This is a genomic window from Kluyvera sp. Awk 3 (assembly GCF_028069715.1).
GTDB lineage: Bacteria > Pseudomonadota > Gammaproteobacteria > Enterobacterales > Enterobacteriaceae > Kluyvera > Kluyvera georgiana_A.
Map to the genome: position 1 here is coordinate 1 of NZ_JANEWH010000009.1, position 14,146 is coordinate 14,146.

Consider the following 14,146-nt stretch of genomic DNA (forward strand, 5'->3'; position numbering starts at 1 on the left):
AGAAAAACATGGAAAACTGGGGGGCCATTTCGCTGGATATGACTCAGGCCTACAGCACCCTGGCTGATGACAGTGAGCATCAGGGGCAATCGCTGCGCGTGCTGTACGCGAAATCACTCAATCCGCTTGGTACCAACCTGCAACTGCTGGGATACCGCTACTCGACCTCCTCGTTTTATACGCTGGATGAAACGACGTGGAAAAGGATGTCGGGTTATGACGGCAATCGGGAAGACGATGGCGATACAACCAACGGGTCTGATTACTACAACCTTTACTACACCAAACGCGGCAAGGTGCAGCTGAATATCTCCCAGCAGCTAGGCCGCTACGGTTCCTTTTTCATTACCGCGAGCAAGCAAAGCTACTGGCATACCGATGAAACTAACTCGCTGCTGCAGGTGGGGTATAGCGATACCGTCGGTGGCATCTCATGGAGCGTATCGTACAACGACAGCCAATCGCCTGGGGAGGCGGAGAGCGATCAGATTCTGTCGCTGAACATGTCCTTGCCGCTGACGCAGTGGCTGAGCCATGGCGATGATCTCACGCGCTCGCCGCATAACGCCTACGCCACCTTTAGCGCCAGCAGCGACAAACAGCATAACGTGACGGAAAACATGGGGATTAACGGTACGTTGCTGGATGAAAACAACCTCAGTTATAGCGTTCAACAGGGCATGCAAAATCACGGTGGCGGCGAGAGCGGTGCGGCCAGCATGGAGTATGACGGCAGCCGCGGCGACGCGAGCGTGGGTTACAACATGAATGATAACGGCAACTACCAGCAGGTGAACTACGGCCTGAACGGCGGGCTGGTGGTGCATTCTCACGGCGTGACCCTCAGCCAGCCGCTGGGAAGCACCAATATCCTGGTGGCAGTGCCGGGCGCGGCGGATGTCGGTATTGAAGAGGAGTCCGGTATTCATACCGACGGTCATGGCTATGCCGTGGTTCCTTATGCCACGACCTATCGACAAAACCGGATGGCGCTCGACGTGAACACTCTGGCGAATGATGTCGATATCGATGATTCGGTGACCAATGTCGTGCCTACCGAAGGCGCGTTAGCGGTGGCTCGCTTTCAAGCGCGGGTAGGGCAGCGCGCGTTGCTGACCGTGCGCTATCACGGCAAGGCTGTGCCGTTTGGCGCGACGGCAACGACCGAGGGCATTGACGCCATTGTCGGCGACGATGGCGAGGTGTATCTGCCCGGGCTGGCGAATCAGGGCGCGCTGCAGCTTCAGTGGGGGAAACAGGCGAATCAGCGCTGTGAAGCGCATTACCAACTGCCAGCGGCCTCACAGGCGCTGGTCCGACAAACCGTGGAATGTAACTAAATGAAAGTACGCGTGTTATTACTCCTGCTGGCCGGTGTGCTGCTGGCGCAGCATGCGTTGGCCGACGTCTGTAAAAACGTGAACGGCTCGCCTTCCAGCGTGGATTACGACCTGACGACAACGCTGACTGCCGCGCAGAACCAGGCGGGCAAGACCGTGCAGCTGGCGAGAAGCCAGGAAGTTAACGTGCAGGCGGTATGTCCCGCGGGATCGGCTCCCTATAATCACACCTATCGTTCCTATGTCTCGCCTTATCCCGTCGTGGAAACCGACGGGCGCTGGCAATACTTAAAGCTCGACCCGGATTATCTGGAAGGCGCCATGCAGATTCAGGATTCGGCGGTGGGTAATTTCTACCCGCCTGTTAACTATTACATGATGGGGACTGACGGTAACGTCAACACCGGCACGCCATTCTATATTCGCGATTCCAACCTTATTTTCCAGTTGAAGGTTGTGAAGCCTTTCGTGGGATCCGTCGTCATCTCACCCAAGACGATGTTCAGCGTCTACGTAACAACCAACAACAGCGATCCTCTTACTGACGTGGTTTACAACATTGTCTACAGCGGCAGCATCACCGTGCCGCAAAGCTGCGAAATCAATGCCGGACAAACCATTGTTGTCGACTTTGGTTCGCTGTATAGCGGCAATTTTACGCATACGGGAGAGAAACCGCCGGGCGTGAGGACGCGCAGCTTTAACGTCCCGGTTAAGTGCAACGGCGTGGATTCGACGGTCAACATGAGCATGCGCGTGATGGCGACCGCCGACAGCCATTTTCCCCAGGCGATCGCCTCAAGCAACCCCGATGTCGGCGTGGTGGTGGAAACCCGCGACGGCAATGTGCTCACGCCTGATGACGCCAGCAGTCGCGACCCTTTTGTCACGGATGACAGCGGACGGGCGAATATCGCTCTGCAAGCTTATCCGGTGAGTACAACCGGAAACGTGCCGGCGGAAGGGGCCTTCACGGCGCTGGCTAACCTACGGGTGGATTTCGATTAAATGGACAAACGCCTGTATCTCTTTGCTGCGCTGGCGCTGGCGCCTTTATGCCGGGCTGATGATTCGGGCTACAACCTCGAATTTACCGGCACTATCGTGGCGCAAACCTGCGATGTTGATATCTCCAGCCTGAGCCAGAGTATCGATCTCGGGCAATTTTCGGTGGACGACTTTCCGTCCGCCGGAACGACGACAAAGTTTAAGCCTTTCAACATTAACCTGAAAAACTGCTCACGAGAGATCAGCGGTACCAGAATCTGGTTTACCGGCCAGGCCGACAGTGACAATCCGTCGCTGCTGGCGCTGACCGACACCGGAATGGGCAACGAAAATATGCTGGCCAGCGGCGTGGGCGTTGAAATCCTCGATGAAAACCAGAATGACGTCAGCATCAACAACAGCGACTCGGCGGTTTATCCGCTTAAAGCGGGGCGAAACACGCTCTCGTTTTACATCCGCTACAAATCCACTCAGCCCGTCGTGACCTCAGGTAATGCGACGGCGGTGATGTATTTCGATCTTCAGTATGAATAAGGGGCGGCAGTGAAAATTCATCTTTGCGCCGCTTGCGGCATTGCGTTGAGTCTGGCGGCGTTCGCGACGCTGGCCCACGATGGACGTGTCTACGTCACTGGCACTATCACCAATAACACCTGCACGCTTTCGCCAGATTCACAGAATATGACCGTGGCGATGGGCGACGTCTCTAACCGCCAGTTTTTGCATCCTGGCGAGGGGGCCGCCTGGCAGTCGTTTGCTATCGATCTGTTGAACTGTGGTTCAACCGCCAGCGGTGTTTCGGTGAGCTTTAGCGGCAGTGAGGATGAGAGCAATCACAATCTGTTGGCGCTGACGCCCGAAGAGGGCAATGCCACCGGCGTGGGGATCGCGCTGTATGACACAAACAAAAATGCCATCCCGCTGGGCGCTGACAGTGCGACGATGCCGCTGAACGGCGGGCAGGCGTCCGTACATTTACAGTTTTATGCGCGTTATGTGGCGGATGGCGGCACGGTCGCATCCGGCACGGCAAACGCTTCGGCGACGTTTAAGCTGACCTATGAATAAGTTGATTCTTCGCCTGGCGACAATCGGGTTATTGCTGTCGCTCTCTCCGGCACGGGCTGGCGTGGTGATTGGCGGCACGCGGTTTATTTATCCGGCTGGCGCCTCATCGCTCAGCGTACCGCTGCGCAATACCTCTGCCACAAGCTGGCTGATCAATAACCATATTCAGTCTGCCGTACGTTGGCCTGGCGCCGACCCGACCCCTGTCGCTTCACCGCCGTTTATCGTCACGCCGCCGCTCTTCCTGCTTGCCGCAGGCCAGGAGAATACGCTGCGTCTGGTATACAGCGGCGGCTCGTTGCCGAACGACAGAGAGAGCCTTTTTACGCTCAGTATTGCCGCGATCCCTTCCGGGAAACCGAGTGCCAACAGCGTGCAGATGGCTTTTCGTTCGGCCATGAAACTGCTTTATCGCCCCTCCGGGCTGAGCGGCGACCCGCAGCAGGCGTACCGGCAACTGCGCTGGAGCCTGGCCCCGGACGGCCTTTCGGTGCATAACCCAACGCCTTATTACATCACCCTTTTTTTACTGAACATTGACGGTAGCGCGAGGGATGGAGCGGGCGTCGTCGCCCCTTTTTCCACCCGGCGTCTGCGCGGATGCCAGAAGGCGGCGCGCTGCGCGATTCGTTGGCAAAGCATTAATGATGATGGCCGGGTGATGCCGCCGGTGGTCTTTAACGCCGTTGAAAATCGCTAATTTTTCCCCTTTAGAGAATGAGGACTCTCGTATGTTACATCCTGTTTTAGCACGCCGTTCATGGGCGGCGCTGGCATTGTTCAGCGCCATCTCGCTTCCCGCGATGGCGACCGATAACGCGCAGATTGGCCCAGAGGCCGAAGCCTATATTGCCAGCCATCCTGACAAAGTCGGGCAGGCGGTTGCGACGTATCTGGCGAATCATCCCGAGTTTTTAGTGGCGGCTAGCGAAACCCTGCATCAGCGCCAGCAAATTGCCCAGCAGCAGGCTTACGTGCAGCTGGCGTCGCAGTATCGTGCCGATTTGCTGAGCGATAGCAGCCCTTCCGTCGGCCCTGCCGATGCGAAAGCCGCCGTGGTCATGTTCTTCGATTACCAGTGCTCGTGGTGCAGCAAAATGGCGCCGGAAGTCGAAAATCTGGTCAAAGCGAACCCCGATACGCGCTTTATTTTTAAAGAGTTTCCGATTTTTGCCTCTCGCTGGCCGGCATCCGGACTGGCGGCGCGCGTCGGCGAGCAGGTCTGGCTGACCCACGGCGGCGCGAAGTATCTCGACTGGCACAATGCTCTGTACGCGACGGGTAAAGTGGAAGGCGCGCTGACGGACAAGGATATTTATTCTCTGGCGCATCACTATCTGAATGACGCGCAAATTGCGGCGGTGAATAGCGCGCAAAGCAGCGGCCGTATTCATGATGCGTTGATGCTCAATCAGGCGCTGGCGCAGCATATGGACTTCACCGGCACGCCAGCCTTTGTGGTGATGCCGCAGGCGGCCAATGCCGATAGCAAACGGATCTCTGTCGTTCCCGGCAGCACATCGCAGGATGCATTACAGATGGCGATCCTGAAAGCAAAAGGGTAATGCGCTGATGGCGAGGTTCACGGAATGAGAAATCGGGTAGGCGGCACGGTGCTTATTTTGCTATTGCCGTGGGCATGTACCACAGGCGCGGCCGCAATTGGCAATATTGTCTTTTCCGGCAGCGTGGTGGAAATGGGCTGCTGGAATGAGACGGATGCGCTTGAGATTCTTTGTCATCGTCACGATAGCGTTGAGCGTCACGTCATTGTGGAGAATCTGACCACGCCGATCGCGCAGCCGTACGCATCGGTCGAAACCCATTATCTCGATGAAGACAAGCAACTGACGCTGTTGCGCATTGTCTATGATTAACTTTTGCAACGCTGAATACTTCGGTATGTCCGGTTTTCTTTTGATTATATTTCGTTAAAAACGAATTGTTGAGCAATAATAATCTTATTTTTTCGAGCAGTTAAGGGGTTTAGAATGGTTTAAACGAGTTATTGACGGAACAGAGAGAGTAAAAGTGAAGCATCTTCAGCGTTTCTTTAGCAACGATGCCTCTGGGGGCATTATCCTCATTATTGCTGCCGTACTGGCGATGCTGATGGCGAACATGGGATTCACCAGCGGCCTGTATCGGGCTTTTTTAGATACCCCGGTGCAGGTTCGCGTCGGCGCCCTTGAGATCAACAAAAACATGCTGCTGTGGATTAACGATGCCCTGATGGCGGTGTTTTTCCTGTTGATTGGCCTCGAGGTTAAACGCGAGATGATGCAGGGATCGTTAGCGACGCGTCGTCAGGCGGTTTTCCCTGTCGTGGCCGCGCTGGGCGGTATGGTTGTGCCCGCGCTGGTCTATCTGGCGTTTAACGCGCAGGATCCGGTGGCCAGCAGCGGCTGGGCGATTCCGGCGGCAACGGATATCGCTTTTGCACTTGGTGTGCTGGCGCTGCTCGGCAGCCGGGTTCCGGCATCGCTCAAGATCTTCCTGATGGCGCTGGCAATTATCGACGACCTGGGCGCTATTGTGATTATTGCGCTGTTCTACACCAGCGATTTATCGCTGCTGTCACTTGCCGTCGCGGCCGTTGCTATTGCGGCGCTGGCCGTCCTGAATCTGAGCGGCGTACGGCGCACCGGTATTTATATTTTGGTCGGCGTCATTTTGTGGACCGCGGTGCTGAAGTCGGGTGTGCATGCCACGCTGGCGGGCGTGATCGTGGGCTTCTTTATTCCGCTGCGCGAGCAGGACGGCAAGTCGCCAGCGAAACAGCTTGAGCACGTTTTACATCCGTGGGTGGCCTTTATGATCCTGCCGCTATTTGCCTTTGCGAATGCGGGCGTCTCGCTGCAAGGCGTGACGCTGGACGGGCTGACTTCGCTGCTGCCGCTGGGCATTATCGCCGGTCTGTTTATTGGCAAACCGCTGGGCATTAGCGTGTTCTGCTGGCTGGCGCTGAAGCTGAAGCTGGCAAAGCTGCCGGAAGGCACCAGCTTTGCGCAGATTATGGCCGTGGGTCTGCTGTGCGGGATTGGTTTTACGATGTCTATTTTTATCGCCAGCCTGGCCTTTGGCAGCGTCGATCCGTCGCTGATTAACTGGGCGAAGCTTGGCATTCTGATCGGCTCCGTCCTGTCAGCGGTGGTGGGATACAGCTTGCTACGTGCACGCTTAAAGCCGGTAGCGAAATGAGAATGAAAGGAGAGGGGAGCACAGGGCATGTCGCATATTAACTATAACCATCTTTACTACTTCTGGCATGTCTACAAGGAAGGTTCTGTCGTGGGCGCGGCGGAGGCGCTGTACCTCACGCCGCAGACCATTACCGGACAGATTAAGGCACTGGAAGAGCGCCTGCAGGGCAAGCTGTTTAAGCGTAAAGGGCGCGGCATTGAGCCGACGGAGCTCGGGGAACTGGTCTTCCGCTACGCGGACAAAATGTTCACCTTAAGCCAGGAGATGCTGGATATCGTGAACTACCGTAAGGAATCGAACCTGTTGTTCGACGTCGGCGTAGCCGATGCGCTGTCGAAACGGTTGGTCAGTGGCGTACTGGATGCCGCGGTGGTGGAAGGTGAGCAAATTCATCTGCGCTGTTTTGAGTCGACGCATGAAATGTTGCTTGAGCAGCTCAGTCAGCACAAGCTGGATATGATTATCTCTGACTGCCCGATCGACTCCACGCAGCAGGAAGGGCTGTTCTCGGTCAAAATCGGTGAGTGCAGCGTGAGCTTCTGGTGCACCAATCCGCCGCCGGAGAAACCTTTCCCGGCCTGTCTGGAAGAGCGGCGTTTGCTGATTCCGGGCCGCCGCTCCATGCTCGGACGTAAGCTGCTGAACTGGTTTAACGTGCAGGGGCTGAAGGTCGAGATACTCGGTGAGTTTGACGATGCGGCGCTGATGAAGGCCTTTGGCGCGGCGCATAACGCCATATTTGTCGCGCCGACGCTCTATGCCCACGACTTTTATGCCGACGACAGCATTGTGGAAATTGGCCGTATGGATAACGTGATGGAAGAGTATCACGCAATTTTTGCCGAACGCATGATTCAGCATCCATCGGTACAGCGCATCTGCCATAGCGACTATTCGGCGCTGTTTGCCGAACCGTCGAAGTAATCTTGTCGCCCGGCATGCCGGGCGACGTCAATCGCAGGCATAAAAAAACCCGCTTTACGCGGGTTTTTCTACAAAGCTGATAACAAGCGGGCGATTAAGCCAGTTTGTTGATCTGTGCAGTCAGGTTTGCTTTATGACGTGCAGCTTTGTTTTTGTGGATCAGACCTTTAGCAGCCTGACGGTCCACGATCGGTTGCATTTCGTTAAATGCTTTCAGTGCAGTAGCTTTGTCGCCAGCTTCGATAGCTGCGTATACTTTCTTGATGAAAGTACGCATCATAGAGCGACGGCTAGCGTTGTGTTTGCGAGCCTTTTCAGACTGAACGGCGCGCTTCTTAGCTGATTTGATATTAGCCAAGGCCAACTCCCAAATGTGTTCTATATGGACAATTCAAAGGCCGAGGAATATGCCCGTTTAGCCTTCTTTTGTCAATGGATTTGTGCAAATAAGCGCCGTTAATTTGACAACGCTGCATTACGTATTGATGGCGCAGGATTCTACCAGCTTGTCGCCGATGAATACAGTCTTTCCGGCACAAAAATCACGCGTCTCGACTATATTTTCTTGCCTTTTTAACGGATGCTGATGAAATCATTCCCTCTTTCCGTTACGAGGTGTAATCGCCGGTTAACCTTGACTGCTGTACAAGGTATACTCTGACGATTTTCACTCTTTTGAGCCAGACATGAAGCTGATACGCGGCATACATAATCTCAGTCAGGCCCCACATGGGTGCGTTCTGACCATTGGTAATTTCGACGGTGTGCATCGTGGGCATCAGGCGTTACTGCAAGGCTTACGTGCCGAGGGCAGAGCGCGCGGTTTGCCTGTGGTGGTGATGATTTTTGAACCGCAGCCGCTGGAGCTCTTCGCGGCTGACAAGGCCCCTGCGCGCTTGACGCGCCTGCGCGAAAAGCTGCGCTATCTGGCCGAGAGTGGAGTGGACTACGTCCTGTGCCTGCGTTTTGATCGCCGCTTTGCGGCGCTGACCGCGCAGGACTTTATCAGTGAGCTGCTGGTGAAGCGTCTGGGCGTGCATTTCCTTGCCGTGGGGGATGATTTCCGCTTTGGCGCTGGTCGTCAGGGGGATTTCTTGTTATTACAGAAGGCGGGCGCGGACTTCGGTTTCGACATCACCAGCACGCAAACCTTCTGCCATGGCGGAGTACGCATTAGCAGCACCGCGGTGCGCCAGGCATTGGCCGACGATAATCTCGAGCAGGCGGAACGTCTGCTGGGTCATCCTTTTATTATCTCCGGGCGTGTGGTGCACGGCGATGAACTGGGCCGCACAATCGGTTTCCCGACGGCGAATTTACCGCTGCGTCGTCAGGTTTCCCCTGTTAAAGGGGTTTATGCGGTGGAAGTGGCAGGGCTGGGCGACAAGCCGCTGCCGGGCGTGGCTAACATTGGCACGCGTCCAACGGTTGCGGGCATGCGCCAGCAGCTGGAGGTTCATTTGCTGGACGTTGCAATGGACCTGTACGGTCGCCATATAGATGTGATACTGCGTAAAAAGATACGCAACGAGCAGCGATTCGCGTCGCTTGATGAGCTTAAGGCTCAAATCGCACGCGATGTGCTAACGGCCCGGGAGCATTTTGGGCTATCAACACCGGCTTAATGCCTGAACACGTTTTAAATACGGAATCGATAATCTGATGAGTGACTATAAATCTACCCTGAATTTGCCGGAAACAGGGTTCCCGATGCGCGGCGATCTCGCCAAGCGTGAACCGGGGATGCTGGCGCGTTGGACCGATGATGACCTGTACGGCATCATTCGTGCAGCCAAAAAAGGCAAAAAAACCTTCATTCTGCATGATGGCCCTCCATATGCGAATGGCAGCATTCATATTGGTCACTCGGTTAACAAGATTCTGAAAGACATTATCGTGAAGTCCAAAGGACTTTCCGGTTACGACTCGCCGTACGTCCCGGGTTGGGACTGCCATGGCCTGCCGATCGAACTGAAGGTAGAGCAGGAATACGGTAAGCCAGGTGAGAAATTCACTGCGGCAGAATTCCGCGCCAAGTGCCGCGAATATGCCGCCACTCAGGTTGACGGCCAGCGTACCGACTTTATCCGTCTGGGCGTGCTGGGTGACTGGCAGAAGCCGTACCTGACCATGGACTTCAAAACCGAAGCCAACATCATTCGCGCGCTGGGTAAAATTGTCGCTAACGGCCACCTGCACAAAGGCGCGAAGCCGGTGCACTGGTGCGTTGACTGCCGTTCTGCGCTGGCGGAAGCGGAAGTTGAGTATTACGACAAAACCTCCCCGTCTATCGACGTCGCGTTCCACGCCGCCGATCAGGACGCGGTAAAAGCGAAATTTGGCGCGTCCAACGTGACTGGGCCTATCTCGCTGGTTATCTGGACCACCACGCCGTGGACTCTGCCAGCTAACCGCGCCATTTCCCTGGCGCCGGACTTCGATTATGCGCTGGTGCAGATCGACGGTCAGGCGGTGATTCTGGCGAGCGATCTGGTCGAAAGCGTGATGAAACGCATGGGCGCCGCTGACTACACCATCCTCGGTACCGTCAAAGGCGCTGAGCTGGAGCTGCTGCGCTTTACCCACCCGTTCATGGGCTTCGATGTGCCGGCTATCCTCGGCGATCACGTCACTCTGGATGCGGGTACCGGCGCGGTGCATACCGCCGGTGGCCACGGCCCGGACGACTACGTGATCAGCCAGAAATACGGCCTGGAAATCGCGAACCCGGTTGGCCCGGACGGCGCATACCTGGCGGGTACCTATCCGGAGCTGGACGGTGTGAACGTCTTTAAAGCCAACGACAAAATCGTTGCGCTGCTGACGGAGAAAGGCGCGCTGCTGCACGTCGAAAAAATGCAGCACAGCTATCCGTGCTGCTGGCGTCATAAGTCGCCGATCATCTTCCGTGCGACCCCGCAGTGGTTCGTCAGCATGGACCAGAAAGGCCTGCGCATTCAGTCTCTCAAAGAGATCGACCGCATTGAACAGGAAGGCCTGGCGAAAGAAGATCTGAGCGGCTGGATCCCAGCATGGGGTAAAGCGCGTATCGAATCCATGGTGGCTAACCGTCCTGACTGGTGTATCTCCCGTCAGCGTACCTGGGGCGTGCCGATGGCGCTGTTCGTGCATAAAGACACCGAAGAGCTGCATCCGCGCACTACCGAATTGATGGAAGCGGTGGCCAAATACGTTGAGAAAGATGGCATTCAGGCGTGGTGGGATCTCGACCCGCGTGAAATCCTCGGCGACGACGCAGACAACTACGTCAAAGTGCCGGATACGCTGGACGTATGGTTCGACTCCGGTTCAACCAGCTACTCCGTTGTTGACGCCCGTCCGGAATTCGGCGGTCACGCAGCGGATATGTACCTGGAAGGTTCCGACCAGCACCGCGGCTGGTTCATGTCCTCGCTGATGATCAGCGTCGCCATGAAAGGCAAAGCGCCATACCGTCAGGTACTGACCCACGGCTTCACCGTCGATGGTCAGGGCCGTAAGATGTCCAAATCTATCGGTAACACCGTTTCTCCGCAGGACGTGATGAACAAACTGGGCGCGGATATCCTGCGTCTGTGGGTGGCATCCACCGACTACACCGGCGAAATGGCGGTGTCTGACGAAATCCTGAAACGTGCTGCCGACAGCTATCGTCGTATCCGTAACACCGCGCGCTTCCTGCTGGCGAACCTCAACGGGTTCGATCCGAAGAAAGATATGGTGAAACCTGAAGAGATGGTCGTGCTGGATCGTTGGGCCGTCGCCTGTGCGCAGGCCGCTCAGGAAGATATCGTGAAAGCGTACGCTTCCTACGATTTCCACGAAGTGGTACAGCGTCTGATGCGCTTCTGCTCCGTTGAAATGGGCTCGTTCTACCTCGACATCATCAAGGACCGCCAGTACACCGCGAAAGCCGACAGCGTGGCGCGTCGTAGCTGCCAGACTGCGCTGTACCATATCGCAGAAGCACTGGTTCGCTGGATGGCGCCAATCATGTCCTTCACCGCCGATGAAATCTGGGGCTACCTGCCGGGCGACCGTGAGAAGTATGTCTTCACCGGCGAATGGTACGAAGGGCTGTTCGGTCTGGACAATGCCGAAGAGATGAACGACGACTTCTGGGAAGAGCTGCTGAAAGTTCGTGGCGAAGTGAACAAGGTTATCGAACAGGCGCGTGCTGACAAGAAAGTTGGTGGTTCCCTCGAAGCGGCAGTGACCCTGTACGCGGATGCGGAGCTGGCGGCCAAACTGACGGCGCTGGGTGACGAATTACGATTTGTCCTGTTGACCTCCGGGGCGACCGTTGCCGATTATGCAGCGGCGACCGCTGACGCTCAGCAGAGTGAACTGCTGAAAGGTCTGAAAGTCGCGCTGAATAAAGCCGAAGGTGAGAAGTGCCCGCGCTGCTGGCACTATACTCAGGATATCGGCAAGGTGGCGGAGCACGCAGATATCTGCGGACGCTGTGTGAGCAACGTGGCCGGTGACGGCGAAAAACGTAAGTTTGCCTGATGAGTAAATCGATTTGTGCAACAGGGCTGCGCTGGCTGTGGCTGGTCGTCGCCGTGCTGATTATCGATCTGGGCAGTAAATACCTGATCCTCCAGAACTTTGCTCTGGGGGATACGGTGTCGCTGTTCCCGTCGCTTAATCTCCATTATGCGCGTAACTACGGCGCCGCGTTCAGCTTCCTGGCTGACAGCGGCGGTTGGCAGCGCTGGTTCTTCGCGGGTATCGCTATCGGTATCTGCGTGGCGCTGGCGGTGCTGATGTACCGTTCCAAAGCTACGCAGAAGCTGAATAACATCGCCTATGCGCTGATTATTGGCGGCGCGCTGGGTAACCTGTTCGACCGTCTGTGGCACGGCTTTGTCGTCGACATGATCGATTTCTACGTCGGCGACTGGCACTTTGCCACCTTCAACCTGGCCGATACGGCAATTTGTATCGGCGCGGCGTTGATTGTGCTGGAAGGCTTCCTGCCGAAAAAGCAGGCGTAAGATAATGCCGGATGGCGCTGCGCTTATCCGGCCTACGATCCATTGTAGGCCCGGAAAGCGTCGCGCCATCTGCAATCGCTACGCCGAACACATAACAATAATCGTCATTTCAATGTCGTAAGATAGAAGGCTGTACCTGCATGTCTAACTCGATTCAAAGCAATAGCGCGGTGCTGGTGCACTTCACGCTGAAACTGGACGATGGCTCTACCGCTGAGTCAACCCGTAACAACGGCAAACCGGCGCTGTTTCGTCTGGGCGATGCCTCCCTGTCTGAAGGGCTGGAGCAGCATCTTCTCGGCCTGAAGGCCGGGGACAAAAAATCCTTCTCTCTGGAGCCGGATGCGGCGTTCGGTATCTCGACGCCCGACCTGATCCAGTATTTCTCCCGCCGCGAATTTATGGATGCGGGCGAGCCGGAAATCGGGGCGATCATGCTGTTCACCGCGATGGATGGCAGCGAAATGCCGGGCGTGATCCGCGAAATCAACGGTGATTCCATCACGGTTGATTTTAACCATCCGCTGGCGGGTCATACCGTTCATTTTGATATTGAAGTACTGGAAGTCGATCCGGTACTGGAGGCGTAACATGCAGATCCTGTTGGCCAACCCACGCGGCTTTTGTGCAGGCGTTGACCGCGCTATCAGCATTGTTGAAAATGCGCTTGCCATTTATGGCGCGCCAATTTACGTTCGTCACGAAGTGGTGCACAACCGCTACGTGGTGGACAGTCTGCGTGAACGCGGCGCGATTTTTATCGAGCAGATTAGTGAAGTGCCGGACGGCGCTATCCTGATCTTCTCCGCGCACGGGGTCTCTCAGGCCGTCCGTAACGAGGCTAAAAGCCGCGAGCTCACGGTGTTCGACGCGACCTGTCCGTTAGTCACGAAAGTGCATATGGAAGTGGCGCGCGCCAGCCGTCGTGGTGAAGAATCCATTCTGATTGGCCATGCTGGTCACCCGGAAGTGGAAGGTACGATGGGTCAGTACAGCAACCCGAAAGGGGGCATGTACCTCGTTGAGTCGCCGGAAGATGTGCTGAAGCTGGCGGTGAAAGACGAAAGCAAGCTGTCGTTTATGACCCAGACCACGCTCTCGGTGGACGATACCTCAGACGTCATTGATGCCTTACGCCAGCGCTTCCCGAAAATCGTTGGTCCGCGCAAAGACGATATCTGCTACGCCACCACGAACCGCCAGGAAGCCGTGCGATCGCTCGCCCAGCAGGCCGACGTGGTGCTGGTGGTCGGCTCGAAAAACTCGTCCAACTCCAACCGTCTGGCCGAACTGGCGCAGCGGATGGGCAAAGCGGCCTATCTGATTGACGATGCGGCGGACATCCAGGAAGCCTGGGTGAAAGACGCCGCCTGTGTCGGCGTGACAGCCGGAGCTTCCGCGCCGGATATTCTGGTGCAGAACGTGATTGCCCGCCTGCAATCGCTGGGCGGGGGCGAAGCCATCACCCTTGAAGGCCGCGAAGAGAATATTGTTTTCGAAGTTCCGCGCGAGCTGCGAGTGGATGTTCGTGAAGTCGAATAAATTATTTCTCCCGCGAATGTGAAAAAATGCCAGGCTTAACGTCTGGCATTTTTTTAGGGA

At 56.2% G+C, this 14,146-nt stretch carries 15 protein-coding genes and 1 pseudogene; 15 read left to right on the forward strand and 1 reads right to left on the reverse strand.

Annotated elements, in window-relative coordinates; all coding sequences use genetic code 11:
• The 9 genes from NNN71_RS03630 to nhaR form a co-directional block, all read left to right on the forward strand.
• The coding region (locus NNN71_RS03630) for a fimbria/pilus outer membrane usher protein (protein WP_271457898.1) at positions 1 to 1,340 on the forward strand (1,340 nt) is incomplete at its 5' end.
• Positions 1,341 to 2,348 carry a fimbrial protein BcfD gene (locus NNN71_RS03635; protein ID WP_271457899.1) on the forward strand — a complete coding sequence of 336 codons (1,008 nt, stop codon included), beginning with the start codon at positions 1,341 to 1,343 and terminating at the stop codon, positions 2,346 to 2,348.
• The gene (locus NNN71_RS03640) at positions 2,349 to 2,882 is read left to right on the forward strand and encodes a fimbrial protein BcfE (RefSeq protein WP_167576865.1); all 534 of its coding nucleotides are present in this window, start codon (positions 2,349 to 2,351) and stop codon (positions 2,880 to 2,882) included. It begins immediately after the preceding gene.
• A gap of 9 nt (positions 2,883 to 2,891) precedes the next feature.
• Complete coding sequence (locus tag NNN71_RS03645; RefSeq protein WP_442910502.1) at positions 2,892 to 3,416, forward strand: fimbrial protein BcfF; 525 nt, start codon at positions 2,892 to 2,894, stop codon at positions 3,414 to 3,416.
• Positions 3,409 to 4,116: a pili/flagellar-assembly chaperone gene (locus NNN71_RS03650; protein ID WP_271457900.1), complete on the forward strand. Its 708-nt coding sequence runs from the start codon at positions 3,409 to 3,411 to the stop codon at positions 4,114 to 4,116. Before NNN71_RS03645 ends, NNN71_RS03650 begins: the two co-directional genes overlap by 8 nt.
• Positions 4,117 to 4,147: 31 nt before the next feature.
• Positions 4,148 to 4,981 carry a DsbA family protein gene (locus tag NNN71_RS03655; RefSeq protein ID WP_223803342.1) on the forward strand — a complete coding sequence of 278 codons (834 nt, stop codon included), beginning with the start codon at positions 4,148 to 4,150 and terminating at the stop codon, positions 4,979 to 4,981.
• Positions 4,982 to 5,005: 24 nt separating this feature from the next.
• Positions 5,006 to 5,293: a hypothetical protein gene (locus NNN71_RS03660; protein WP_223882118.1), complete on the forward strand. Its 288-nt coding sequence runs from the start codon at positions 5,006 to 5,008 to the stop codon at positions 5,291 to 5,293.
• 154 nt (positions 5,294 to 5,447) lie between these two features.
• On the forward strand, positions 5,448 to 6,617 hold the full coding sequence (nhaA, locus tag NNN71_RS03665) for a Na+/H+ antiporter NhaA (protein ID WP_271457901.1): 1,170 nt from the start codon (positions 5,448 to 5,450) through the stop codon (positions 6,615 to 6,617).
• A 27-nt stretch (positions 6,618 to 6,644) separates the two neighbouring features.
• Positions 6,645 to 7,544, forward strand: coding sequence for a transcriptional activator NhaR (gene nhaR, locus NNN71_RS03670; protein WP_163448213.1), 900 nt, complete (start codon positions 6,645 to 6,647; stop codon positions 7,542 to 7,544).
• Between the two features lie 94 nt (positions 7,545 to 7,638).
• On the opposite strand, the gene rpsT is transcribed toward nhaR, so the two are convergent.
• A complete protein-coding gene (gene rpsT, locus NNN71_RS03675) occupies positions 7,639 to 7,902 on the reverse strand; it encodes a 30S ribosomal protein S20 (RefSeq protein WP_003018940.1) in 264 nt (87 codons plus the stop codon).
• A gap of 123 nt (positions 7,903 to 8,025) precedes the next feature.
• Here rpsT and NNN71_RS03680 point away from each other — a divergent pair.
• From NNN71_RS03680 to ispH, 6 genes and pseudogenes are all read left to right on the forward strand, one after another.
• A pseudogene (locus NNN71_RS03680) lies at positions 8,026 to 8,205 on the forward strand (DUF2575 domain-containing protein).
• A 25-nt stretch (positions 8,206 to 8,230) separates the two neighbouring features.
• Complete coding sequence (gene ribF, locus NNN71_RS03685) at positions 8,231 to 9,169, forward strand: bifunctional riboflavin kinase/FAD synthetase (RefSeq protein ID WP_271457902.1); 939 nt, start codon at positions 8,231 to 8,233, stop codon at positions 9,167 to 9,169.
• A 37-nt stretch (positions 9,170 to 9,206) separates the two neighbouring features.
• Positions 9,207 to 12,056: an isoleucine--tRNA ligase gene (ileS, locus tag NNN71_RS03690; RefSeq protein WP_271457903.1), complete on the forward strand. Its 2,850-nt coding sequence runs from the start codon at positions 9,207 to 9,209 to the stop codon at positions 12,054 to 12,056.
• Positions 12,056 to 12,544 carry a signal peptidase II gene (gene lspA, locus NNN71_RS03695; protein WP_163448215.1) on the forward strand — a complete coding sequence of 163 codons (489 nt, stop codon included), beginning with the start codon at positions 12,056 to 12,058 and terminating at the stop codon, positions 12,542 to 12,544. Before ileS ends, lspA begins: the two co-directional genes overlap by 1 nt.
• 140 nt (positions 12,545 to 12,684) lie before the next feature.
• Complete coding sequence (fkpB, locus tag NNN71_RS03700) at positions 12,685 to 13,134, forward strand: FKBP-type peptidyl-prolyl cis-trans isomerase (protein WP_064547280.1); 450 nt, start codon at positions 12,685 to 12,687, stop codon at positions 13,132 to 13,134.
• A 1-nt stretch (position 13,135) separates the two neighbouring features.
• Entirely contained in the window at positions 13,136 to 14,086 is a 951-nt protein-coding gene (gene ispH, locus NNN71_RS03705; protein ID WP_163448216.1) for a 4-hydroxy-3-methylbut-2-enyl diphosphate reductase, read from the forward strand.
• Positions 14,087 to 14,146: the final 60 nt, after the last annotated feature.

Excerpts from the sequence above, each read along its gene's own strand:
- NNN71_RS03635 (WP_271457899.1), top strand. The coding sequence starts at position 1,341 with ATGAAAGTACGCGTGTTATTACTCCTGCTGGCCGGTGTGCTGCTGGCG.
- NNN71_RS03640 (WP_167576865.1), top strand. The coding sequence starts at position 2,349 with ATGGACAAACGCCTGTATCTCTTTGCTGCGCTGGCGCTGGCGCCTTTA.
- NNN71_RS03650 (WP_271457900.1), top strand. The coding sequence starts at position 3,409 with ATGAATAAGTTGATTCTTCGCCTGGCGACAATCGGGTTATTGCTGTCG.
- NNN71_RS03655 (WP_223803342.1), top strand. The coding sequence starts at position 4,148 with ATGTTACATCCTGTTTTAGCACGCCGTTCATGGGCGGCGCTGGCATTG.
- NNN71_RS03660 (WP_223882118.1), top strand. The coding sequence starts at position 5,006 with ATGAGAAATCGGGTAGGCGGCACGGTGCTTATTTTGCTATTGCCGTGG.
- nhaR (WP_163448213.1), top strand. The coding sequence starts at position 6,645 with ATGTCGCATATTAACTATAACCATCTTTACTACTTCTGGCATGTCTAC.
- ribF (WP_271457902.1), top strand. The coding sequence starts at position 8,231 with ATGAAGCTGATACGCGGCATACATAATCTCAGTCAGGCCCCACATGGG.
- ileS (WP_271457903.1), top strand. The coding sequence starts at position 9,207 with ATGAGTGACTATAAATCTACCCTGAATTTGCCGGAAACAGGGTTCCCG.
- lspA (WP_163448215.1), top strand. The coding sequence starts at position 12,056 with ATGAGTAAATCGATTTGTGCAACAGGGCTGCGCTGGCTGTGGCTGGTC.
- fkpB (WP_064547280.1), top strand. The coding sequence starts at position 12,685 with ATGTCTAACTCGATTCAAAGCAATAGCGCGGTGCTGGTGCACTTCACG.
- ispH (WP_163448216.1), top strand. The coding sequence starts at position 13,136 with ATGCAGATCCTGTTGGCCAACCCACGCGGCTTTTGTGCAGGCGTTGAC.